28 protein-coding genes are annotated in these 21,496 nt (G+C 68.5%); 10 read left to right on the top strand and 18 right to left on the bottom strand.

The window, feature by feature from the left end; all coding sequences use genetic code 11:
* Positions 1-13: 13 nt before the first annotated feature.
* On the bottom strand, positions 14-2,278 hold the full coding sequence (gene tmcA, locus HVO_RS17920; RefSeq protein ID WP_004042960.1) for a tRNA(Met) cytidine acetyltransferase TmcA: 2,265 nt from the start codon (positions 2,276-2,278) through the stop codon (positions 14-16).
* Positions 2,279-2,650: 372 nt separating this feature from the next.
* On the opposite strand from tmcA, the gene rpl7ae reads away from it, so the two are divergent.
* From rpl7ae to HVO_RS17945, 5 genes are all read left to right on the top strand, one after another.
* Positions 2,651-3,013 (top strand): 50S ribosomal protein L7Ae, encoded by a 363-nt coding sequence (rpl7ae, locus tag HVO_RS17925; protein WP_004042964.1) that lies wholly within the window; start codon positions 2,651-2,653, stop codon positions 3,011-3,013.
* 6 nt (positions 3,014-3,019) lie between these two features.
* Positions 3,020-3,244 (top strand): 30S ribosomal protein S28e, encoded by a 225-nt coding sequence (locus HVO_RS17930; RefSeq protein ID WP_004042966.1) that lies wholly within the window; start codon positions 3,020-3,022, stop codon positions 3,242-3,244.
* A gap of 2 nt (positions 3,245-3,246) precedes the next feature.
* On the top strand, positions 3,247-3,447 hold the full coding sequence (locus tag HVO_RS17935) for a 50S ribosomal protein L24e (RefSeq protein ID WP_004042968.1): 201 nt from the start codon (positions 3,247-3,249) through the stop codon (positions 3,445-3,447).
* Complete coding sequence (ndk, locus tag HVO_RS17940) at positions 3,448-3,912, top strand: nucleoside-diphosphate kinase (protein WP_004042970.1); 465 nt, start codon at positions 3,448-3,450, stop codon at positions 3,910-3,912.
* 105 nt (positions 3,913-4,017) lie between these two features.
* Positions 4,018-4,242, top strand: a complete 225-nt coding sequence (locus HVO_RS17945; protein ID WP_004042972.1) for a hypothetical protein — start codon at positions 4,018-4,020, stop codon at positions 4,240-4,242.
* Positions 4,243-4,281: 39 nt separating this feature from the next.
* Here HVO_RS17945 and HVO_RS17950 read toward each other — a convergent pair whose 3' ends face one another.
* Genes HVO_RS17950 through HVO_RS17985 form a run of 8 tightly spaced genes read right to left on the bottom strand, consistent with a single transcriptional unit; the run spans position 4,282 to position 10,415 of the window.
* Entirely contained in the window at positions 4,282-5,355 is a 1,074-nt protein-coding gene (locus tag HVO_RS17950) for a methionine synthase (protein WP_004042974.1), read from the bottom strand.
* A complete protein-coding gene (locus HVO_RS17955; RefSeq protein WP_004042976.1) occupies positions 5,352-6,362 on the bottom strand; it encodes a vitamin-B12 independent methionine synthase in 1,011 nt (336 codons plus the stop codon). Before HVO_RS17955 ends, HVO_RS17950 begins: the two co-directional genes overlap by 4 nt.
* Positions 6,363-6,421: 59 nt before the next feature.
* A complete protein-coding gene (locus tag HVO_RS17960; RefSeq protein WP_004042978.1) occupies positions 6,422-7,018 on the bottom strand; it encodes a HemK2/MTQ2 family protein methyltransferase in 597 nt (198 codons plus the stop codon).
* A complete protein-coding gene (locus tag HVO_RS17965) occupies positions 7,015-8,208 on the bottom strand; it encodes a mechanosensitive ion channel family protein (RefSeq protein ID WP_004042980.1) in 1,194 nt (397 codons plus the stop codon). Before HVO_RS17965 ends, HVO_RS17960 begins: the two co-directional genes overlap by 4 nt.
* 3 nt (positions 8,209-8,211) lie before the next feature.
* Positions 8,212-9,075, bottom strand: a complete 864-nt coding sequence (locus HVO_RS17970) for a 16S ribosomal RNA methyltransferase A (protein ID WP_004042983.1) — start codon at positions 9,073-9,075, stop codon at positions 8,212-8,214.
* Positions 9,076-9,117: 42 nt separating this feature from the next.
* On the bottom strand, positions 9,118-9,711 hold the full coding sequence (locus HVO_RS17975; RefSeq protein WP_004042985.1) for a DUF655 domain-containing protein: 594 nt from the start codon (positions 9,709-9,711) through the stop codon (positions 9,118-9,120).
* Between the two features lie 53 nt (positions 9,712-9,764).
* Positions 9,765-10,121: an RNA polymerase Rpb4 family protein gene (locus tag HVO_RS17980; RefSeq protein ID WP_004042989.1), complete on the bottom strand. Its 357-nt coding sequence runs from the start codon at positions 10,119-10,121 to the stop codon at positions 9,765-9,767.
* A gap of 3 nt (positions 10,122-10,124) precedes the next feature.
* Positions 10,125-10,415, bottom strand: a complete 291-nt coding sequence (locus HVO_RS17985; protein ID WP_004042991.1) for a 50S ribosomal protein L21e — start codon at positions 10,413-10,415, stop codon at positions 10,125-10,127.
* A gap of 123 nt (positions 10,416-10,538) precedes the next feature.
* Between HVO_RS17985 and HVO_RS17990 the strand changes: the two genes are divergently transcribed.
* Both HVO_RS17990 and HVO_RS17995 read left to right on the top strand, forming a co-directional pair.
* Complete coding sequence (locus tag HVO_RS17990; RefSeq protein ID WP_004042992.1) at positions 10,539-11,699, top strand: cystathionine gamma-synthase; 1,161 nt, start codon at positions 10,539-10,541, stop codon at positions 11,697-11,699.
* A 130-nt stretch (positions 11,700-11,829) separates the two neighbouring features.
* A complete protein-coding gene (locus tag HVO_RS17995) occupies positions 11,830-12,087 on the top strand; it encodes a hypothetical protein (RefSeq protein WP_004042994.1) in 258 nt (85 codons plus the stop codon).
* A gap of 55 nt (positions 12,088-12,142) precedes the next feature.
* Here the strand turns inward: HVO_RS17995 and HVO_RS18000 are convergent, their stop codons facing one another.
* From HVO_RS18000 to HVO_RS18035, 8 genes are all read right to left on the bottom strand, one after another.
* Complete coding sequence (locus HVO_RS18000; RefSeq protein WP_004042995.1) at positions 12,143-12,409, bottom strand: elongation factor 1-beta; 267 nt, start codon at positions 12,407-12,409, stop codon at positions 12,143-12,145.
* Between the two features lie 2 nt (positions 12,410-12,411).
* Positions 12,412-12,591 carry an HVO_2753 family zinc finger protein gene (locus HVO_RS18005; RefSeq protein ID WP_004042997.1) on the bottom strand — a complete coding sequence of 60 codons (180 nt, stop codon included), beginning with the start codon at positions 12,589-12,591 and terminating at the stop codon, positions 12,412-12,414.
* An 83-nt stretch (positions 12,592-12,674) separates the two neighbouring features.
* Entirely contained in the window at positions 12,675-13,958 is a 1,284-nt protein-coding gene (locus HVO_RS18010; RefSeq protein WP_004042999.1) for a tripartite tricarboxylate transporter permease, read from the bottom strand.
* 208 nt (positions 13,959-14,166) lie between these two features.
* Entirely contained in the window at positions 14,167-14,508 is a 342-nt protein-coding gene (gene rpl12p, locus HVO_RS18015; protein ID WP_004043001.1) for a 50S ribosomal protein P1, read from the bottom strand.
* A 21-nt stretch (positions 14,509-14,529) separates the two neighbouring features.
* On the bottom strand, positions 14,530-15,576 hold the full coding sequence (locus tag HVO_RS18020; RefSeq protein ID WP_004043002.1) for a 50S ribosomal protein L10: 1,047 nt from the start codon (positions 15,574-15,576) through the stop codon (positions 14,530-14,532).
* On the bottom strand, positions 15,573-16,211 hold the full coding sequence (locus HVO_RS18025; protein ID WP_004043003.1) for a 50S ribosomal protein L1: 639 nt from the start codon (positions 16,209-16,211) through the stop codon (positions 15,573-15,575). Before HVO_RS18025 ends, HVO_RS18020 begins: the two co-directional genes overlap by 4 nt.
* Positions 16,212-16,516: 305 nt before the next feature.
* Complete coding sequence (locus tag HVO_RS18030) at positions 16,517-16,996, bottom strand: 50S ribosomal protein L11 (RefSeq protein WP_004043005.1); 480 nt, start codon at positions 16,994-16,996, stop codon at positions 16,517-16,519.
* A 116-nt stretch (positions 16,997-17,112) separates the two neighbouring features.
* Positions 17,113-18,177 (bottom strand): zinc-binding metallopeptidase family protein, encoded by a 1,065-nt coding sequence (locus tag HVO_RS18035; protein WP_004043006.1) that lies wholly within the window; start codon positions 18,175-18,177, stop codon positions 17,113-17,115.
* A gap of 162 nt (positions 18,178-18,339) precedes the next feature.
* On the opposite strand from HVO_RS18035, the gene HVO_RS18040 reads away from it, so the two are divergent.
* The 3 genes from HVO_RS18040 to HVO_RS18050 all read left to right on the top strand — a co-directional run bounded on the left by HVO_RS18040 (position 18,340) and on the right by HVO_RS18050 (position 20,711).
* Positions 18,340-18,705 carry a hypothetical protein gene (locus tag HVO_RS18040; protein WP_013035402.1) on the top strand — a complete coding sequence of 122 codons (366 nt, stop codon included), beginning with the start codon at positions 18,340-18,342 and terminating at the stop codon, positions 18,703-18,705.
* 159 nt (positions 18,706-18,864) lie between these two features.
* Positions 18,865-19,968, top strand: coding sequence for a mevalonate kinase (gene mvk / locus HVO_RS18045; RefSeq protein WP_004043008.1), 1,104 nt, complete (start codon positions 18,865-18,867; stop codon positions 19,966-19,968).
* Complete coding sequence (locus HVO_RS18050; RefSeq protein WP_004043009.1) at positions 19,965-20,711, top strand: isopentenyl phosphate kinase; 747 nt, start codon at positions 19,965-19,967, stop codon at positions 20,709-20,711. The genes mvk and HVO_RS18050 overlap by 4 nt, the downstream gene beginning before the upstream one ends.
* Before the next feature lie 36 nt (positions 20,712-20,747).
* Here HVO_RS18050 and HVO_RS18055 read toward each other — a convergent pair whose 3' ends face one another.
* A complete protein-coding gene (locus HVO_RS18055) occupies positions 20,748-21,494 on the bottom strand; it encodes an MBL fold metallo-hydrolase (RefSeq protein ID WP_004043010.1) in 747 nt (248 codons plus the stop codon).
* Between the last annotated feature and the right edge of the window lie 2 nt (positions 21,495-21,496).

Here is a 21,496-nt window from a genome sequence, read left to right on the forward strand (position 1 = left end):
CCCCGGGCGGGTCTCACCGGAATCGCTCGCGTTCCTCGCGGGCCGCGTCGGTGCCGTACTCGTCCACGAGCGGTTCGTAGGCGTCGCCGAGCGCGCGCATCGCGCCCGCGGTCGAGTGGAAGTCGAGTTCGTCCGCGACGGCGTCCCACGGATGCGTCTGGAGGACCTTGCGGACCACCAGTCGCTCCTCTCGGGGGGTGAGCGACGCGCGTTCGGGGTTCGTGAGGTGCGCGAGTCCGAGACGGCGGAACGCGCCGGGCGCGGTCGTGTAGAGCCCCGGGCCGTACGACGCGCCGACGACGACGCGCCACTCGTACTCGGAGAGGTCGGGCGAGAGGAAGCTATCGACGGCGGCGAGGGCGGCCCGCGCCACGTCGGCGTCGAGGTCCGAGAGGGCGTCTCCGAGCACGTCGCCGACGCGGCCGAGGAACCAGTTCGCGTGGCGGTCGCGGAGGTCGCGGCCGGCGGACGACAGCGGGCGCGTCATGAGCGCCGAGTACTCGCCGCTGGTGTCGTTTCTGGTGGTCGAGAGGTGGACCGTGCCGTAGCCGTTGTCGCGCCAAAACGAGAGGAGCTCGGGGGTCGCGCCGAAGCCGACGCCGAGGTAGTCCGCGTCGTCCGCGAACTCGTCGCGTAGCTCCGTGAGGAGCCGGGAGCCGAGGCCGGACGACCGGACCGCGTGGTGGGTGGCGATGCGCATCACGCGGTAGCCGACGGGGACGCCCGCGCCCTCGTCGCGGAGTTGGCTCGTGAACACGTCGGGGAGCATGTTCCCGCGGATGCGGCCGCCGTCGTACATCTGCCGGCGGGTGTCGGGGTCGAGGCCGCCCTCGCGGGCGAGGAGCGCGACCGAGACGACCCGGCCCTCGTGGGTGAGCGCCCGGAGCGTCAGGTTCGGGGCGTCGAGGAGGCGGGCGAGGTCGTCCGGTTCGGTCCGGTAGTGCGCGAGGACGAGCAGGCCGAACGCCTCGCGGAGCAGGTGTTCGTCAGCCAGTAGGTCGTCGGGCGAAAGCGCCCGGTAGGAGACGGTCTCAGGCGTCGCGTCCGCGACGAGTTGGTCGACCGGCGGGCGGGCGTCGAGGAGGAGCGCGCGGAACGTCCACGACTCGACGGGGTCGCCGGCGGCGTAGCGAATCGGGTCGTCGAGGCGCGCGTCGGTCACCTCGCGGTCCGCGTCGTCGAGACGGTCGCGGAAGCGGACGGTGAAGCCGCGGCCCGCGCCCTCGTAGCCGCGGACGGTCGTACAGAAGGCGACCGCGGGCGCGGCGAGGAACGATTCGAGGAGCCCGACGGGGAGGGCCGCGGCCTCGTCCACGACGAGCGCGTCGGCGTCGGCCGCCGCGTCGCCGGCCTCTGTCGGCGGGACGTAACGGACCCGCCCGCCGCGGTCGGCCGCGATGTCGAAGTCGCCCGCGCCGCCGCCGCGGAGCGCGCCGAGTTCGGAAAGAAGTCGCTCGGCGCGGGCGAACACCTCGGCGGCGTTTCGCTCGCCGGGCGCGGTCACGACCACGTCTTTGCCCTCGGCGGCGAGGCTCCCCGCGGCGAGGCCCGCCGCGCTCGACTTCCCGCGGCCGCGGTCGGCCTCAACGACGACGGCGGTCCCCGGTTCCGTCAGGGCTTCGAGCGCGGCGAGCGCCTCGGACTGGTCGGCGGTGAGGCAGTCCTCGTAGGCGCGCCGCGGGGATCGGCGGTCTTTCTCCGTCGGCACCCGCGGCGGGGCGGCGTCGAAGCTGATTCCCTGTCGGTACGCGCCGTCGCGTTCGACGGTCCCCGAATCGAGGTCGACGAGCGCGACGCCGGGGTGGTCCCGGAGCGTCGAGACGAGTCGGCCGCGGAAGCGACCGGTCACGTCCGCGACGGAAAAGGGCGGGACGGCCAGTCGCTCGTCGAACGAGTCGCGACGAGTCGGCCAGTCGTCGAGCGAGGGGGTGAGCAAAACGAGCAGGCCGCCGCCGTCGACCGCGCCGGCGACGCGGCCGAGCGCGTTCGCCGAGAACTCCTCGTGGGCGTCGAGGACGACGAGCGTCCGGGTCGTCCCGAGGAGCGACGAGGCGCGCTTCGGCTCGACGCGGTGGAAGCGAAACCCCTCGCGGGCGGTGACGAACGTCACCTCGTCGTCGGGCACGTCGGCCCCGCGGACCGCGTCGAAGGCGGCGTCGATGCCGGCGTCGCGGTCGCCGGCGAGGACGAGGAGGCGTCGCTGGTTCGTCGCCAGCGCCTCCTCGCGGCGGGCGGCGGCGAGCGCCTCGACATCGGGGTCGTCGCCGAGTTCGGTCATGGGATGGATACGTCGGCGCGGCTATTCACCTCCTTCGGTCGGCTGCGAGCGACCTCGTCCGTCGGTCGGTGAAGCGGCGGTTCCAGTCGGGCGTCACGCCCAGCACATGATGGGTCGAGTGACCAACCGACACGGATATTTCGACAGTCCCGTCGACGAGAAATCGGGCGATTCGCGGGTCGTGCGGACGCGTCGCACGGCGCTACGATTTTGAAAGCGCTTTTATGGGGGCCGGAGCAAAGGATGTTTACAGCCTGTCCGGGGTTGATGAACCTCCTCGCCGTAGGGATATCGTTGACCGGTCGCGACCGACCGACCGGTGTGATACCGGCGAGGGAGTCGAGCCCGCGAGCAGGATATAGGTGAACAACAATGGCTGTCTACGTAGACTTCGACGTACCGGCCGACCTCGCTGACAGCGCCGTCGAGGCGCTCGAGGTCGCCCGAGATACTGGTATCGTGAAGAAAGGAACCAACGAAACGACCAAGTCCATCGAGCGGGGCAACGCCCAGCTCGTCCTCATCGCGGAAGACGTCTCCCCCGAGGAGATCGTCATGCACCTGCCCGAACTCGCCGACGAGAAGGGCATTCCGTTCATCTTCGTCGAGACGCAGGACGACATCGGCCACGCCGCCGGCCTCGAAGTCGGCAGTGCCGCGGCCGCCATCGTCGACGCCGGCGACGCGTCCGACGATGTCGAGGACATCGCGACTAAGGTCGAGGACCTTCGATAACCGACCATGAGCGCGGACGAACAAGCCAGCGACTCGACGCCTGCCGAAGTCATCGAAGTCGTTGGAAAGACTGGGATGCACGGCGAGGCCATGCAGGTCAAGTGCCGCATCCGCGAAGGCTCCAACCAGGGCCGTATCATCACGCGAAACGTGCTGGGTCCCGTCCGCGAGGGCGACATCCTCCAGCTCCGCGAGACTCAGCGTGACGCCGACTCCATCGGAGGGCAGTAACAATGGTCGAAAAGCGCACGTGCGACTACAGCGGTGAGGAAATCGAGCCCGGCACGGGCACGATGTACGTCAAGACCGACGGCACCGTCCTCCACTTCAAGGACTCGAAGGCCGAGAAGAACTACTTCCTCGGCCGCGAGGCCCGCGACCTCGAGTGGACGGAGGCCGGCCGCCGCGCGAGCGGCAAGGCGGAGGACAACTAGATGTCCGACGCAGAGCGCACCTTCGTGATGGTCAAGCCCGACGGCGTCCAGCGCGGCCTCATCGGAGACATCGTCTCCCGCTTCGAGGACCGCGGTCTCAAGATGGTCGCCGGCAAGTTCATGCAAATCGACGAGGAACTCGCCCACGACCACTACGGCGAGCACGAGGGCAAGCCCTTCTTCGAGGGTCTCGTCGACTTCATCACGTCCGGTCCCGTCTTCGCGATGGTCTGGGAAGGGCAGGACGCGACGCGACAGGTCCGCCGCATGATGGGCGAGACGGACCCCGCAGAGTCCGCCCCCGGCACCATCCGCGGCGACTACGGTCTCGACCTCGGCCGGAACGTCATCCACGGCTCCGACCACGAGGACGAGGGCGCGAACGAGCGCGAAATCGCGCTCTTCTTCGACGAGGACGAACTCGTCGACTACGAGCGCGTCGACGAGACCTGGCTCTACGAGTAAGTCTCGTCTCGCGGTTCTCACGCTTTCTTCCGAGAGGAGCGACGGCCACGTCTCCCCTCTCGTCCGCGCTCCAGCCGTCGGACATCGCGTCGTCTGCGACGGGGTGTGCGGGATACTACCACCAGCCACGCGAGGCCGGACGAGGCCGACCCTCACCGCGGCCTGACCGTCCACCGCGCGGCGAACAACGGTTTTCTCGCCTCCCGGCGAACCGCGTGTCACACGGTCGAGATGGAACCCGTGGCCCTCGCGCTCGCGGCGGTGTTCGCCGTCCGCTGGGGCGCGACCGAACGCGGTGAAGGCCCGCGGCTCTGGGGTCGCGGGTCGTGACGGACGAAAAAGAACGAACGCGAACGCGGCGGCGGTCGCTCAGTCGGCCTGCGGGACGGGCGCGTCGAGGTCGATTTCGCCGGCGTCGAGTTCGGCTTCGACCTCGCGGGCGGCCTTGACCATGTTCTCCATCTTCTGGTAGGCGACCTCGCGGGGGAGGAGCTTCACGCCGCAGTCGGGGGAGACGGTGAGCTTCTCCGGCGGGACGACCTTCAGGCCCTGCTTGATGTTCTCCTTAATCTCCTCGACGGTCTCGACTTCGGCGGTGTGAACGTCCACGACGCCGAGCGCGAGGTCCGGCTCGAACTCGGGGTCGGTGAACACGTCAATCTGCTCGTAGCCGCCGTTGCAGAGCTCCACGTCGAACTCGTCGATGGGGTAGTCGTTGAGTTCGGGGTAGATGCGGGAGTAGTCGCCGTAACAGACGTGGAGGCCGATGCGGACCTCGTCGGGGACGCCCGCGACGATGCGTTCGAGACACTCGCCGACGATGGCGTGGTCGTCCGGCGTCGTCGCCAGCGCGGGCTCGTCGATTTGGATGTAGGTCGCGCCCGCCTCGACGAGCTGTTCGATTTCCTCGTTGACGAGGTCGGCCAGCGCGTACGCGAGGTCCGCCTCGGAGTCGTAGTGCTCGTTGAACGACCAGCTCGCCAGCGTGTACGGGCCCGTGATGGGCACCTTGACGGGCTTGGAGGCCACGTCGCTCGTGAACTCGAACTCGTCGACCAGCCACGGCTCGTCGTACTCGACCTCGCCGACGACGGAGGGCTTGTCGAAGTAGTTGTGGCCCCACACCTTCACCGGGCCGTTGAACTCGTAGCCGGGGATGCGGTGGGCGAAGTACTCGACCATCTCCTCGCGGCGCATCTCGCCGTCGACGACGGTGTCGAGGCCGGAGCGCTCGTGTTCGTTGGTGATGACGCGACAGGCGTCGTCGTGAGCCTCGTGGAGGTGCTCTTGGGTGAACTTGGAGTCGGGGTCCTCCGCGAGGTCGTTGGCGCGGTTGAGCCACTTGGGCTTGGGGTAGGAGCCGACGACGGTGGTGAGCAGGAAGTGCTCGGTGTCGTGAGCTTCGGGGCGGAACTGCTCGCGGTTCTCGGCGTCGCGGCTCATGCTTCCACCTCCAGTTCGTCCTCGGTGGCGGCCGCGAGGGCGGCGAGTTTCTCCGTCGCGCGGTTCTCCGGCAGGTAGAACAGTTCGGTGTTGGAGGTCACGTAGGCGGTGTCGAACGTCTGGCTCTGGACGTTGTCGAGGGTCCACTCGACGCGCTCGCGGATCGTCTCGGGGTCTTCGACCAGCGTGTTCTGGCCGTCGACGAGGCCCAGGGCGATGTCGTCTTTCGTGCCGTACTCGTTGACGTTGTAGAGCGTCTGGTCGCGGTCGCCGGCGACGAAGTCGAAGCCGATGGCGTCCACGTCGGCGTCCATGAGGTGCGCGTAGACCTTCTCGTCGAGCGCACCCCAGTAGGTGTGGACGACCACGTCGGCGTCGGTCGCGTCGGAGACGGCCGAGATGGCCCCGGGAACGCGCTCGTCGACGTCCTCGCCCGGCGGCGAGAACACGAGCGAGGGTTCGAGGAGGAACAGCGTCTCGTGGTCGGGGAAGGCGTCGACCTCGCCCGCGAGGAACTCGCTCACGGCGTCGAGGAACTCCGCCTCGTCGCCGTAGTGCTCGTCGGTCGCGAGGTCCGAAAGCGAGTACGGGCCGGGGAGGACCGCCTGCAGCGACTCGTCGCCGCCGAGGAGGTCGGCGGTGGCGTCGAGTTCGGCCGCGACGTCGCCGGAGAAGGTGAGTTCGCCGCTGACCTGCGGGTCGCGGTAGAAGTTGTTGTTGTCGTAGTAGCGGACGATGCCGCCGGTCTCGACGTTCTCGTGGACCGTCAGCGGGTGCGCGAGCATGTCGTCCCAGCGGAGTTGCCCCTCGACGACGCGGTCGAGGCCGGCGTCGGTCTGTTCGGAGACGACCTCCTCGCGGGCGCGGTCGTACGCGCCCACGATGTCGCCGCCCTCGTTACCGGAGATGAGGTCGTGTTTCTGGTGGCCCTTGAGGTCCGAAAGCTCCTGTTTCGCCCAATCCGGGAGGGGATACAGTCCCGGTGTCGTCGAGACGAGTTCAGTCATCACCTCTCGCTAAGAAATGACGGTGTATAATATTTCCTGTATCAACATATGCGCATTAGTTATTCCAACGCGAGCACCGTGAGCGTCTCGTAGGGGTACGACTCCTGAACGACGACCTCGTGGCCGAAGCCGTTCGCCTCGGCGCGGGCGAGCACCTCGTCGTAGCCGGTGAAGCTACTCACGAGGAGGAACACGGTGCCGCCGGGTTTGAGCACGCGCCCGACGGTGTCGAGGAAGGGGTCGATGATTTCGCGGCCGTCTTCGCCGCCGGTGAGCGCGACCTCCATCCAGTCGTCGCGCGCGGCTTCGAGGTCCTCGGGGAGGTACGGCGGGTTGAACGCCACCGCATCGAAGGCGTCGTCGCGGAACGGCTCGACGAGGCTCCCGCGGACGACCTCGAACCCGCGGTGGCCGTCGGCTCGGAGGGCGGCGGCGCGCTCGGCCGCCTGCCGGCAAGCGTGGGGGTTGAGGTCGCTCGCGACCACGTCGGCGTCGGTTTTCGTCGCGAGTTGTTCTGCGACCCAGCCCGAGCCGGTCCCGACTTCGAGGACGCGCCCCGAGACGCGTCCGACCGCGGCCTGCGCGAGCAGGCCCGAGTCCTCCGCCGGCTGGTAGACCGAGGTGTTCATCCCGCGGCGCTCGGCGAGGTCGGTCATTCGTCGCCTCCCTCGACGCCGCCGTCGGCCTCGGGGCTCGCCTCGGGTCGCTGATCCGTGAGCGAAATCGGACCCGAAGGGTCGCGCTCGGACAGCGCGCGCTGCGGGAACGGGATCGCGATTCCCTCCTCGTCGAACGCCTCGCTGACGGCCGAGATGGTCGCGGTGCGCGCGCGCCACCACCGCCGAGCGCTCGGGCGGTCTATCCACGGGCGCACCCCGAGGACGACCGCCGAGTCCCCGAACCGCTTTGCGACGACCTGCGGCTTCGGTACCGACAGCACCTCGTCGAGGTCTTCGACGGCCGCCTGCGCCACCTCTGCGGCGCGGTCGATGTCGGCGTCGTAGTCGACGCCGACCTCGATGTCGAGGCGGAGCCGCCCCTTTCGGCTCCGGTTGACGAGGCTCTCCGAACTCACCACGTCGTTCGGAATCATCACGAACTCGCCGTCGAACGTCTGGATACGCGTGTTCACGACCGTGATTTCGGTGACGATTCCCTCGTGGTCGCCGACTTCGACCCAGTCACCGATTTCGAACGGTCGGGAGAACATGATGACGAAGCCCGCGATGAGCGACCCGAGGGTCTGTCTCGCGGCCATCCCGACCACGATGCCGAGGAAGCCAGCGCCGACGAGGAAGCCGCCGAGGTCGGCCCGCCAGATACCGAGGATGACCGCGAGCGTGGTGAGGTAGGTCGTCACCTGCGCGATGCGGTAGATGATTTCGCGCTGGTGGTCCGAAATCTCCGGGCGCGTGCTCGCGATTTCACCGATGAACCGGCCGAGGACGCTCGTGAGGACGTACGCGCCGACGACGAACGCCGCCGACAGCGCGATGCGGACGAACGTCTCTCTGCCGAGGTCGTACTGCGCCGAAATCGTGCCGATGTCGCCAGACAGCGACCAGAGCGCGAAGACGAACCCCCCGCCGCCGGCGACGACGACGAGTCGAAGCACGGTCACCGAGAGATGCCACACCGGCATCGAGACGGCCTCGAGTTCCTTGTCGTGGAGCCGAGCGCCGAGCCGCCAGGCGGCGACGACCGCGACGGTCACGAGGACGCTCGCGGCGACGCGGAGTTCGAACGTCGGGAACAGCGACGCGATGTCGAGAACCGTACCGCTCTGGAGGGGGGTTGCCGTCGAGGCGAGGCGGAAGAGCACCGCGGCGAGTGCGGGGAGCGTCATGGATTAGCGGCCGACCGACGCGGCGAGTTGCGCGAGTTCGGCGAACTCGGCGGGTGCCATGTTGCCGGCGCGTTTTCGGAGCACGTCCTCGTCGGCGGCCTCGACGACCGCTTCGGGGTCCGACAGTCCGGAGATGTGCGCCGTGTTGCGGATGCCGTTTCTGATGGTCTTTCGCCGCTGGGTAAACAGCGCCTTCACGAAGTCGAGGAAGAACGCCTCGTCGTCGACCTCGTACTCCGGCTCGCGCGGCGTGATGCGGACGACGACGCTCTGGACCGCGGGCTTGGGGTCGAACGCCTCGCGGGGGACGTGCTCGCAGAGTTCGACTTCGCCGTAGTGTTGGGTGCTCACCGAGAGGCGGCCGTACTCCGAGGTGCCCGCCTCGGCGGCCATCCGCTCGCCGAACTCCTTTTGGAACATCAACACGAGCGGCTTGCCTCGGGGGAGCAGGCGGAACGAAATCTCCGAGGAGATGCCGTACGGGAGGTTCGAGACGCACGCGGTGAACTCGGGGAGGTCGACGTCGAGCGCGTCGCCCTCGACGACGGTGAGCCGGTCCGATTCGACCTCGTCAGCGAACTCGCGGCGCAGGTGCGCGGCGAACGTCCGGTCCTGTTCGACGACGGTCACGCGGTCGGCCACGCCGAGCAGTCGGTCCGTGAGGACGCCCGGCCCGCCGCCGATTTCGAGGACGTGCGAGCGGTCCGCCTCCTCGGGGAGATACGTCGGGATGCGGTCGACGACGCGGTCGTCGACGAGGAAGTGCTGGTCGTGGTCCGGGTTCCCGCGAGCGCCCGCCCGCCGGATGAGGGCGTCCGGGTCGCGCGCGGCGACCTCGCGGACCTGTTCGCTGCCGTCGCTCGTCATTGGGAGAGGTATCGTGCGGGAGCGGGTAAAAGTCCCGTTCCGCTACTGTCCGTCGCGTCCGACGAACGTCTTGTACTTCACGTCGTTGTCGCGGAGTTCGTCGAGGATGCGCTCGACGATGACCTCCTTCGGGCGGTGGAGCCCCGAGACGCGTGCTTCGAGGTCCTCGAACGACTCGAACGGTCCCTGTCGCTTCCGCGATTCGAGAATCTTGTCGCGGAGCTTCTTGCCGATGCCGGGCAGCAAGTTGAGCTGGTGGAGCCGCAGCGTGATGGGCTGTGCGTCGTTGTAGAAGTCGACGAACCGCCGTTCGTCGGCCTCGACGATGTCCTCGACGACGTAGTCGACTTCGGCCGTCGCCGTGTTCGAGAGGTCGCCGTACGAGAGCTCTTCGACGGACTGAATCAGCTCGCTGTCGGCGACCGGGGAGACGACCAGTCGGTCGCCGATGCTCACGTCGGCGTCTTCGACGAGGGTCAGCTCGAGGAGACGGAAGTCGGACTCTCCGAGCGCGTACGCGATGGGTGCCGCGTCGAAGCGCCGTCGGTCGTCTCCCTGACGCCCGTGGCGGAGTACGTCGAGTACGACGACGTACTCGGTCGTGGCGTCGGCGTCACCGCTCTCCGTACGTGTCATACCAGTAGTTACGGTGAGCCGATATTTAAATAGTTGGCCGCGCTGTCACGCGGTCAGACGTACTTCGCGACGACGTTGAGGATTTCGTCGAGTTCGTCGCCCGAGAGCGCGTAGCGCTGCTGGGCGAACACCGCGCGGAGTTCGTCGCGCGACTGCGGGAGGAGGTCCGCGATTTTGATGGCGGTCGGACCGTCGACCTTCTCGAGTTCGGCGAGCTCCTCGACGAGTTCGCGAGATTCCTCGGGGTCGAGGTGGGCGAACCGGTTGACGTGTTCTATCGCACGGGCCAGTTCGTAGCGCATCTCGCGCTCTTCGTCGGCGGCGCGTTCCGCCTCAACCTCGGCGAGCAGTTCCTTGACCTCGGAGGTCGTCAGATACTCCTCGTCGAGCTTTTCTTTGAAGATGGTCATCGCTTACTGCTGGGCGCGCAGGTGAGCGGGACGGACGATGACCGTCTTCTCTTTGCCGCCGTCGTTGATCTGAACCTTGAACGCGCGGCCCTGCTTCCCGGTGACTTCACCGGTGAGACCGTTGAAGCGCGGGTGGAAGCGACCCTCGCGAACGCTCGGGTCGAGGTTGAGGTGGACCTTCTGGCCCTCCTCGAATTCCGCGATGGCGCGCTGCGGCGGCGAAGTGCCGCGCTCGCGCGGCTTGTTCGAGAGCTTTCCTCGCGTCCCCTTCATCGGACCGTTGGAGCTCGGCATAGTCGTGAGAACGAATACTTGCGTCGCCATTATAAATTGCACGTTACGAACCGCGCGTGTGTGTCTCCCGCGTGGTCGCGCGGGAGGGACGGACTTAACCCGAGTCGGCGCGGCGCTTCTCGTATGTCCGAAGACGAGCGGCGCATCGAGACGCGCGCCATCCACGCGGGACAGGAGCCCGACGAGGAGACGGGGGCGCTCATGACGCCCATCTACGCGAACTCGACGTACGCCCAAGACGGGCCGGGCGACCACCGCGGCTACGAGTACTCCCGCACCGGGAACCCGACGCGAACCGACCTGGAATCGAACCTCGCGGCGCTCGAACACGGCTCGTACGGCCGCGCCTTCGCCTCGGGGATGGGCTCGATAAACACCGCGCTCAACCTCCTCGAAGCGGGCGACCACGTCGTCGCCGGCAACGACGTCTACGGCGGCACCCACCGCATCTTCACGCAGGTGTACGAGAAGTACGACCTCGAATTCGACTTCGTCGACACCACCGACCACGACGCCGTCCGCGACGCCGTCAGCGAGGAGACCGAACTCGTGTGGGTCGAGACGCCGACGAATCCCCTCATGCGCGTCAACGACATCGGCGCGCTCGCCGACATCGCCCACGAGGTCGACGCGCTCTGCGCCGTCGACAACACCTTCGCCACGCCGTACCTCCAGCGCCCGCTCGACCACGGCGCGGACATCGTCTCGCACTCGCTGACGAAGTACCTCGGCGGCCACTCCGACGTCGTCGGCGGCGCGCTCGTCACCGACGACGAGGAACTCGACGAGAAACTCGGCTTCTACCAGAACTCCGTCGGCGCGACGCCCTCGCCGTTCGACTGCTTCCTCGTCCTCCGCGGGACGAAGACGCTCCCGGTTCGGATGGACCGCCACTGCGACAACGCCCGCGACCTCGCCGCGTGGCTCGACGACCACGAGGCGGTCTCCGAGGTGTTCTACCCCGGACTGGACTCCCACCCGCAACACGACCTCGCGGCCGAGCAGATGGACGACTTCGGCGGGATGCTCTCGTTCGAACTCGACGGCCCGCTCGAACAGGCCTCGACCGTCGTCGAGGAGACCGGGGTGTTCACGCTCGCCGAGAGCCTCGGCGGCGTCGAGAGCCTCATCGAACAGCCCGCGGCGATGACCCACGCGGCCATCCCCCGCGAGGAGCGCCTCGAAGCGGGCCTCACCGACGGCCTCATCCGCGTCTCGGTCGGCATCGAGCACATCGACGACATGAAGGCCGACCTCCAGCGGGCGTTCGACGCGGCGTTCTGAGGCTCGGACCCCGCGACTCGTCCGCACGCGCCCGCCCTCGCGCACCCTCACGCACCAGTGGTCGACCAGTCGTTGCCGCAGATTGGGAACGCGAGTAAGGGTTATTGAATAGCACGATGAATAGTGAAGTATGTCCCAGGAGTCAGTCTCCCTGAGCGCGGAGTCCGCACAGCGACAGAGCTACGCCGAACCGACCGACAGCGTGACGGTCGATTCCGACGACCACGAGGGGTCGAGCCACAGCGCCGAGCAGTTCGGTATCGGACTGTCTCTCGGGTTCCTCCTCGGCGGCGTCGCGGGCGTCATCGGCAACTCGCTACCCATCGGCGTGATGCTCGGGCTCACGTTCGGCGTCGTCCTCGGCGTCTACTTCATGGAGCGCCGCTGACGACGGGCGACGCGGTCGCTCCGGGACTTGCCTGCGAAAAAGGTCGGTCGTCCGTTCAGATACGGCCGACGTTCTCGACGGAGACGCTCTCGACGCCTTCGACTTCGATGAACGCTTCCTCGACGGCCTCGGTGCCGCCGGCGTCGTCGGGGACGATGACGGTTGGCAGGAGGGCGACGAGTCCGAACGCGACGTCGTCGCGTTCGAAGCCCTTGATTTTCGCACCCTCGGGCAGAGAGTCTTCGAGCGCGTCCTCGAGGCTGTCGAGGTCGAGTTCGGGGCTGTTCGGCATGACCTTGATTTTAGCAGCTACTTTTCCCATGATTATGGACCCATGAAGCCGCAGTCGGGACACTCGTAGAGGTTGCTCTGCTTGCGGCACTTGGAACAACGCGAAATCTCCTGGCCGCAGTCGGGGCACTTGAACGTCGCCGCGCTCATGCCGGCGATGTTGATGCCACAGGACACACACTGGTGCGCGTGTCGCTGTTCGGACTCGCTCATACGCTCATAAACCGGCGCGCGACTTTTAACCGTTGTCTTTCCGGGTTCCTGCGGGGGAAATCCGTGGCCCGCGTGGACACGGCTCACCCGAGCGCCAACGGTCCCATGAGGACGCACATCAGGTGGACGCGCCGACAGCCGAACCGGACGGGGAGGTGCCCGACGACCGCGGCGACGACGAGGACGGCGACGCCGCCGCCCCCCGCGAACGCCCACGAGAGCGCGACGAGCAGGGCGCAGACGGCGGCGACGAGTCGGCGCTGGTCGAGCCGTCCGACGACCGCGAGCGCCCGGTCACCGACGACCGGCACCAACCCCGCCCCGCAGAGCCCCGAGACCACCGTCACCGGCACTGCGAGACCGAGTCCCGTCGGGAGTTCCGCTTCGGTGAGCGCGACGAGTGCGCCCGTTCTGGGCGTTCCCAGGCCGGCGAGCGCGAACAGCGCGAACACCGTCGTCGCCGTCGTGGCGGCGCTGGTCGCGGTGACGTAGGCCCGCGTCGATTCGTCGGGGTCGCGGCCGGGGAGAACGGCCAACGCGAGCGTGCCGGCGACCCCCGCGGAGACGCCGGGCAGATAACCGACGAACGCCCCGCCGCCGGTCCCAGCGGCGACGCTCCGCGCGACCGACCCCGGCGACGTTGCGAGCGCGGCGTCGCCCTGCGGCGGCACGCCGGAGCCCCGCCGCGCCGCCAAGAGGACCGGGACGCCGAACAGCCCGGCCAAAAGCGGGGCCAACACGCCGCCGACGGGGAGCGGCCCCCCGAACGGCCGGTCGAGGACTGCGAGTCCGAGTCCCGTCGAGGCGGCGATGGTCACGCAGGCCGCCAGCTTCGCCCGCCGGCTCGGTTCGGTCCAGACGAGCGCGGCGGCGACGCCGACCAGAACCAGCCACAGGTGGTCGCGGACGACGGGGTAGCCCTCGACCAGCACCTCCGTGAGCGGCACCGCGACCGGCACCGCCAGACAGAGCGCCGCACCGCTGCCGAGCGCCGACAGCCGAAGCGCCTCCCGCCCGCGCCCGCCGAGGACGAGTTCGTGCGCCGGCAACGCGCCCGGCGCGAGCGCGGCGTCGGGCACGCCGAGCGTCAACGCCGGCACCACGTCGAGGAACGTGTGGACGGTCGACGCGGCGAGGACGGCCGCCGCGACTGCGACCGGCGGGCCGGGGAACTCCGAGGCGACTCCGGCGAGAAGCAGGGCAAAGGCGTTGGCGTGGAGACCGGGGACCAGCCCCGAGCAGGTTCCGAGGCAGACGCCGGCGACCACGCCGAGGAGGGCCGCGGTCGTCGGGTCGACCGCGGCGGACGACGCGAGCGTCGCCACTCGGCCGAGGTGGGTGACGGCCGCGCCGCCGATGAGGAGCATCGAGGCGGAGTGGCCGCGGCTTCGGGTATGAAACTACGCGCCGCAGCGCGCCCTCGTCGCCACCGACGCCGACGGCGATGCTGGCGCTGCCGGCGCGGTCAGTATCCGAGTCGGGAGACGGACGGAGCCGCCGCTTGCGGGTTCCATCGAAAGAAATCGGAGTTTCGAAGCGAGCGTCGCCGCGGGTGCGGCGGGGTCTCGCGAGAGTTTAGCCGAAGAGCGCGCCGAGGCCCTCGCCGTCGGCTTCTTCGTCGTCGTCGCCGTCGTCGTCGCCGCCTTCGTCAGCGGCCTCTTCTTCGGCGTCTTCCTCGTCGTCGTCGTCAGCGGCCTCGACCTCGCCACCGGCGGAACCGCCCGCAGCGGGCGCGGGGGCAGCGGCGGCCGTCTCGATGGCCTCTTCGATGTCGACGTCCTCGAGCGCGGCGACGAGCGCCTTGACACGGGATTCTTCGACATCGACACCGGCGGCCTCGAGGACCGCGGTGATGTTCTCTTCGTTGACCTCTTCGTCCGACTCGTTCAGGATGAGCGCAGCGTAGACGTATTCCATTGTTGTGTACCTTGTGTGTTGTTAGAACAGGGAGCCGAGGGCGTCGCCAGCGTCTTCGTCGTCGCCGTCGTCGTCGGCGGCGTCGTCGTCTTCGGCGGCGTCTGCCTGGTCGGCGTCCGCTGCTTCTTCGTCAGTCGATTCTTCTTCCTCGGCGGCACCCGTGTCAGCCGCGGACACGCCGCGGAGTTCCTCGGGAAGCGCCTCTTCGTCGTCGATGTTCGCCGCGAGCGCCCGAAGCTGGGCGTCCGCCTTCGAGATGAGCTCGGGCATGAAGTCCGGGCTCTCGATGTTGGCGAACAGACCGACGGCCTTGGCCTCGCTCGTCGCCTTGGCGATGAGCGTCGGCGCGGTCTGGGCGGTCGGGTAGACCGCGTTGACAGAGAGGTTCGTCGCGGCGGAGACGGCCGACTGGATGTCGGCGCGGTACTCGTCCACGTCGATGGCGAGTTCGTCGGGCTCGAACAGGACGCCTTCGGAGAAGACGCCGCGGAGGTCGAGACCGACCTCCTTGGGCTCGATGCCGAGTTCCGCCAGGACGTTCGCGAGTTCCTCGGAGACTTCCTCGCCCTCGGAGAGGACGTTGGAGTCTTCCGTCACCATGATCGAGCCGTCCATGATGCGGGCGGACGCCCCGACCTGCTGGAGTTCGCCGACGAACGGACCCGGGTCGACACCGGTGTCACCCTCGGGGATGACGATGTCGTTCGGGGCGACTTCACCGGCGTTGATGGGCGCGGGCGTCTTCGACGCCTCGAGCTCCTTGAACAGGGCGAACGGGTTGTCGTTCGTGCCGATGAGGGCGACCTGCCCGGCGATGTACTCCTTGAGCTCCTCGAAGCCGTCGTTGACTTCGTCGAGCGCGCGGTTCACGAGCGTGTTCCGGCTCATGCGCACGGCGGCCGAGCCGTGAAGCTCGCGGCGCATGGACTGAAGCTGGCGGCTCGGAATGCCTGCGACGCCGACGACGCCGACGGATTCGTAGGATTCGATGAAGTCGACGAGCTCGTCGACCTCTTCACGCTTCCACTGCGGGATGACCTCGGTCTGCCGAACCTCGGATTCGCTCATGCGGGCACCTCCACGGACGGCCCCATCGTCGTCTTCACGTAGACGGAATCGATGTTGAGCGGGCCCTTTTCGAGCGTCGCTTCGAGACGACGGACGATGACGTCGATGTTCTCCGCGATTTCGTCGGGCGTCATGTCGTCTGCGCCGACGCGCGTGTGGAACGTCCGACGGTCACGCGAGCGGAGCTGCACCGTGTTCTTCATCCGGTTCACCGTCTCGACGACGTCGTCGTCGGGCTGAAGCGGGGTCGGCATCTTACCACGGGGACCGAGCACGGTACCGAGGTAGCGACCGATGTCCTGCATCAGTCCAGCCTCGGCAACGAAGAAGTCGGTCTCGTCGGCAAGGTCTTTCGCCGCATCGGTGTCGTCGCCGAAGTCTTCGAGCTCATCGGGCCCGAGAACTTCGTCGGCGGCATCCTCTGCGCGGAGCGCGGTTTCACCGGTCGCGAACACCACAATCTGGGTGTCCTGGCCGGTGCCAGACGGGAGCACGATGCTCTCGTCGACACGCTTCGACGGGTCGTTAAGATCTAAGTCTCGCAAGTTCACGGCGAGGTCAACCGTTTCGCGGAAGTTCCGCCCGGGTGCCTCGTCGAGAGCGCGAGAGACTGCGTCAACTATTGTGTCTGCCATTATTCACCTCCGTAGTACGCAGGATTGCTCCTACGGGTCAGTGAAACAGGCTACTGCCTGCCTCGTCCGGCAGGACGAGTAGGCTCAACTTAAGTCCGTCGAACTACGGGAGCCGAAACCCTCGAATTCGGGGGTTTCGCGTGCCACAGCCACACATGCGGGCTGGCGAGCACGCGAGCGATGTGAGGTCGTCGACGGTCGGGCCGCTCCGGGTCGAATCGGGTCGGTGGAGAGAAGAAAGCGGGCCGAGTCGACTCGGCCCGACGGAAAGGGCGGTTCGAACCGCCGAGACGGTTCCGAGACGATTACTCGTCGTCGAAGTAGTCGTCGAAGTCGCCGCCGTCGATGCGCTGTTTGAACGTGCGGGCGTCTTCGCCCTCGATGGTGACGCCGAGGGACGCACACGTCCCAGCGACTTCCTTCGAGGCGTTCTTGAGGTCGTACGAGAGCAGGTCAGAGGACTTCTGCTCTGCGACCTTCTTCAGCTGTTCGATGGACATGTCGGCGACGAAGTTCTCCTGGGGTTCGCCGCTGCCGGTGTCGAATCCGACTTCGTCCTTGATGAGCGCCGCCGTCGGCGGGACGCCGACTTCGATGCTGAACGAGCCGTCGTCGTCGTACTCGACGGTGACGGGGACTTCCATGCCGTCGAAGGCAGCCGTCTGGTCGTTGATGTCGTTGACGACGTCCTGCACGTCGACGGGGGTCGGGCCGAGTTCCGGGCCGAGCGGCGGACCGGGGTTCGCCTTCCCGCCGGGAACGAGTACTTCGATAGTTCCAGCCATACGTGGAAACACCGTGTGGCGACTTTTAACGGTTTTCTTTCGGCCGGAGGCGTGTGCGACAACTACGCACAGATGGCGGAGTCACCGCCCGCCAGCCGACGGGTCGACGGGAACGCTCACAGTTCGACGCCGAACGACTCCACGTCGCCCGCGAGCGCGGCCATCGACCCGAGAAGTTCGGCCACGTCGTCGAGGTCGCTCGTGGAGACGACCTCCACGGGCGTGTGCATGTAGCGGTTCGGGATGCCGATGTTGAGCGAGGGGATGCCGGAGCGACTCGTGTAGAAGGCGTCGGCGTCGGTGCCCGTGCGGATGCCGGCGGCCTGCAACTGCACGCCCATGTCGGCCTCTCCGGCCGCGTCGCGGGCGAGCGCGACGACGTTCGGGTGGTTCGCGCTCCCGCGGGAGACGACCGGTCCCTCGCCGAGTTCGACCGGCCCTTTGCGCTTGCCGGGCACGTCGGGGTTGTCCGTGGCGTGGGTCACGTCGACGGCGACCATCGCGTCGGGGTCGAGGTCGTAGCCGACCATCTTCGCGCCCTGCACGCCGACTTCCTCCTGGACGGTGCTGACGGCGTACACCGTCGCATCCACGTCGGCCTCGACGGCGGCGCGCAGTCCCTCGGCGGCCGACCACGTGCCGACGCGGTTGTCCATCCCGTTGGCCGCGACGCGGTCGCCCGCGAGGTCGCGGACCCGCGCTTCGACCGTCACGGGGTCGCCCACTTCGACGTGGTCCTTCGCGTCGCCCTTGCTCGTCGCGCCGATATCGACGAACTGCTCTTCGAGGTCGTCGTACTCCTCGCTGCCCACGTCGCGGAGGTGGATGGCGGTCTGACCGATGACGCCCGCCACGTCGCCGTCGTCGCCGTGGACCGTCACGTGCTGGCCCTTCGAGACGGTGCGGTCCGCGCCGCCGATGGGGCCGATGCGGACGAAGCCGTCGTCGTCGATGTCGCGGACGATGTAGCCGATTTGGTCCGCGTGGCCGGTGAAGGCGATTTCCGGGCCCTCGCCGGTGCCCTCGTGGACCGCGACGGCGTTGCCGTAGTCGTCGACCGTCACGTCGTCGGCGAACTGCGAGACGTAGTCCACCCACACGCGCTGGCCGGCGACCTCGTAGCCGGACGGACTGGGTGTGGTGAGCAGGTCTTCGAGGAAGGCGCGTCGGTCGTCGTCCATACGGGACGTTCGGGGGCGGCGAAACAAGAACACAGCGACTCCAGCACACCACACCGGAAGCCGAGCAGGGCGTCGTGGTTCGCAGCGTCCCGCGGCGGCCCGAGACGGCCCCATCAGTCCGTCGCCACAAGGCATATCCATCTTGTGAGCCTACTGATGAGTATGGCCGACTTCACCCTCTTCGAGGTTCACCTGCACGACGGCTTCGAGTTCAGTCCGACCAACAGCGCGCCGCTCCTCTCCAAGGGCGTCGACGCCCTCACCGACGCCGACGACGAATCGCACGACGACTACGACGCCGAGTTCGACGCCGAGTTCGACGCCGACGAAAGCGACGAGTTCGACGAGGCCGACGACGCCGAGTCGGGCGGCCGCCCCGGACTGGGGCTTCTCGTCGGGCTGGTTCTGCTCGTCGGCATCGCGGCGGCGGTCCGCTACATCCGCGGCGGCGACGACGACCTCGACGAACTGGCCGACCTCGACGACGCCGACGACGAGGAGCGCGACGAAGTCGAAGTCGACGCCTGAACCGACGGCACCGAACACCGTTTTTTGTGGCCGTTTCCACCGAGCGTTTCCACTGACCGGTTCTCCCGACCGTTTCCACCGACTGCTCCTCTCGACGCCCGCGGCCGGGTTCGACCGCAGTCGGATACCCTTAAGCGAATCCCGTAGCAACTCCGGGGTATGACCGTTTCGAGCGCTCCCGGCAAGGTGTATCTGTTCGGGGAGCACGCAGTCGTCTACGGCGAGCCGGCGGTTCCCTGCGCGGTCGAGCGCCGGGCGACCGTCACCGTCTCCGCCCGCGACGACGACCACGTCCGCGTCCGCGCCGAGGACCTGAGTCTCAACGGCTTCACCGTCGAGTACCGCGGCTCGACCCGCGACCGGCCCGACGTGGACGTTCCGGCACCGCTCGTGGAGGCCGCGATGGGCTACATCGACGCCGCGGTCGACCAGGCCCGCGACGCCGCCGACGCGCCCGACGCCGGCTTCGACATCACCGTCGAAAGCGACATCCCGCTCGGGGCCGGTCTCGGCTCCTCCGCGGCGGTCGTCGTCGCCGGTATCGACGCCGCGACCCGCGAACTCGGCCTCGAACTCGAACCGCGCGAACTCGCGGAACGCGCCTACCAGGCCGAACACGAGGTCCAAGACGGACAGGCCTCCCGCGCCGACACCTTCTGCTCCGCGATGGGCGGGGCCGTCCGCGTCGAGGGCGACGACTGCCGGACCATCGACGCGCCGCCCCTCCCGTTCGTCATCGGCTTCGACGGCGGCGCGGGCGACACCGGCGCGCTCGTCTCCGGCGTCCGCGCGCTCCGCGAGGAGTACGACTTCGCCGCCGACACCGTCTCGACCGTCGGTGACATCGTCCGCCGGGGCGAGGAACTGCTGGCCGAGGCGGACCCCGACGCCGACGACCCGCCCGAAGAACTCCTCTCCGAACTCGGCCGCTTCATGGACTTCAATCACGGCCTCTTGGAAGCCCTCGGCGTCTCCTCGCGCTCGCTCGATTCGATGGTGTGGGCCGCCCGCGAGGCCGGCGCGTACGGCGCGAAACTGACCGGCGCGGGCGGCGGCGGCTGTATCGTCTCCTTGGACCCGACGCCCGAGACGCAGACCGCGCTCCGGTTCACCCCCGGTTGCGAGGACGCCTTCCGCGCCGAACTCGCCACCGAGGGCGTCAGAGTCGAGGTGCCGCCGGACGCGGATGCGGACGCCGAGGGCGAGGCCGAGCGCGAGCGCGACGACGGGAACGGGACGGAGACGGGGGCGGACTCGTCGTGAGCCTCGTCGTCCTCAAACTCGGCGGGAGCGTCGTCACCGACAAGGACGAACCGGAGACGGTCGACGAGGCGGGACTGGCGGCCGCCGCGGACGCGGTTGCGCCCCTCGCTGAATCGCGCCGCGTCGTCGTCGTCCACGGCGGCGGGAGCTTCGGCCACCACCACGCCGCCGAACACGGCGTCTCCTCGGAGTCCGGGAGCCACGACGCCCGCGGCGTGCGCGCCATCCACGACGCGATGAAGCGCCTCAACGACGCCGTCCTCGACGCCCTCGAAGAGCGCGGCGTCGCGGCCCTGCCGGTCCACCCGCTTTCGGCCGGCGCGCGCGAGGCCGACGGCTCGCTGTCGCTTCCGCTCGCGGCGACCGAGACGATGCTCGACGAGGGCTTCGTCCCGGTCCTCCACGGAGATGTCATCTCGCACGCGGGCAAGGGCGCGACCATCGTCAGCGGCGACGACCTCGTGGTGTCGCTCGCGTCGGGGCTCGGCGCGGACCGCGTCGGCCTCTGTTCGACCGTCCCCGGCGTGCTCGACGCCGACGGCGACGTGATTCCCGAGATTACGGCGTTCGCGGACGCGGCCGACGCGCTCGGCGGGTCTGACTCCACCGACGTGACCGGCGGGATGGCCGCGAAGGTGCGAAAACTGCTCGCGCTCGGCGCGCCGGCGCACGTCTTCGGCCCCGAGGGACTGTCGGCGTTCGTCGCCGGCGAGTCGCCGGGAACCGTCATCCGCGGAGAGTAGTCGGCGTCGGGATCGGATTCAGACTCGGAGTCAGACTCAGAGTTCGACGACCAACCCGTCTTCTGCGACCCGGACCTCGCCGTCGAACTGTTCGCTCACGCTCGCCCGGAGGTCGTCGGTGACGCGGTCGGCGTGCGGGTAGAGATGCGTCAGGTAGACCGAGTCGATGTCCCGCCCGGCGAGCGCCTCGCCCACCTGCGACGGCGTCGGGTGGTTCGACACGTCCACGTCGTCCGGGAACGAGCAGTCGTGCGCGAGGACGCTCGCGCCGTCGGCGAAGTCGCCGAGGGCGGAGAACGCCTCGGTGTCCCCCGAGAAGACGAAGTCGGCCTCGCCGCGCTCGTTGCTGAAGCGGTAGGCGAGCGTCGGCATCGAGTGGCGGACTTCGAACCCCATCACGTCGAAGCCGGCGATGCCGAACTCGGTCGGGCCGACCTCCCGAATCTGGATGTCGAGGCGGCCTCGGAGGTAGTCGTGGACGTCGAACAGTCCCTCGACGAGTTCCTCGGTCCCCTCCGGGCCGACGATTTCGAGGCTGTCAGCGCCGGCGAGCCACCGGGCTTTCACGAGCGCCATCAGGTCCGAGACGTGGTCGAGGTGGTGGTGCGTGAGGAGGACCGACGAGACGCCCTCGTAGCCGACTTCCGTCTCGGCCAGTCGGGCGAGGACGCCCGACCCGCAGTCCACGAGGAGGGCGTTACCGTCCGATTCGAGGAGGAGCCCGGTCTGGGCGCGGCCGGTGACGGGCATCGCACTACCGGTTCCGAGGAACGTGACGCGCATGC

The sequence above is a fragment of the Haloferax volcanii DS2 genome (assembly GCF_000025685.1).
GTDB classification, from domain to species: Archaea; Halobacteriota; Halobacteria; order Halobacteriales; family Haloferacaceae; genus Haloferax; species Haloferax volcanii.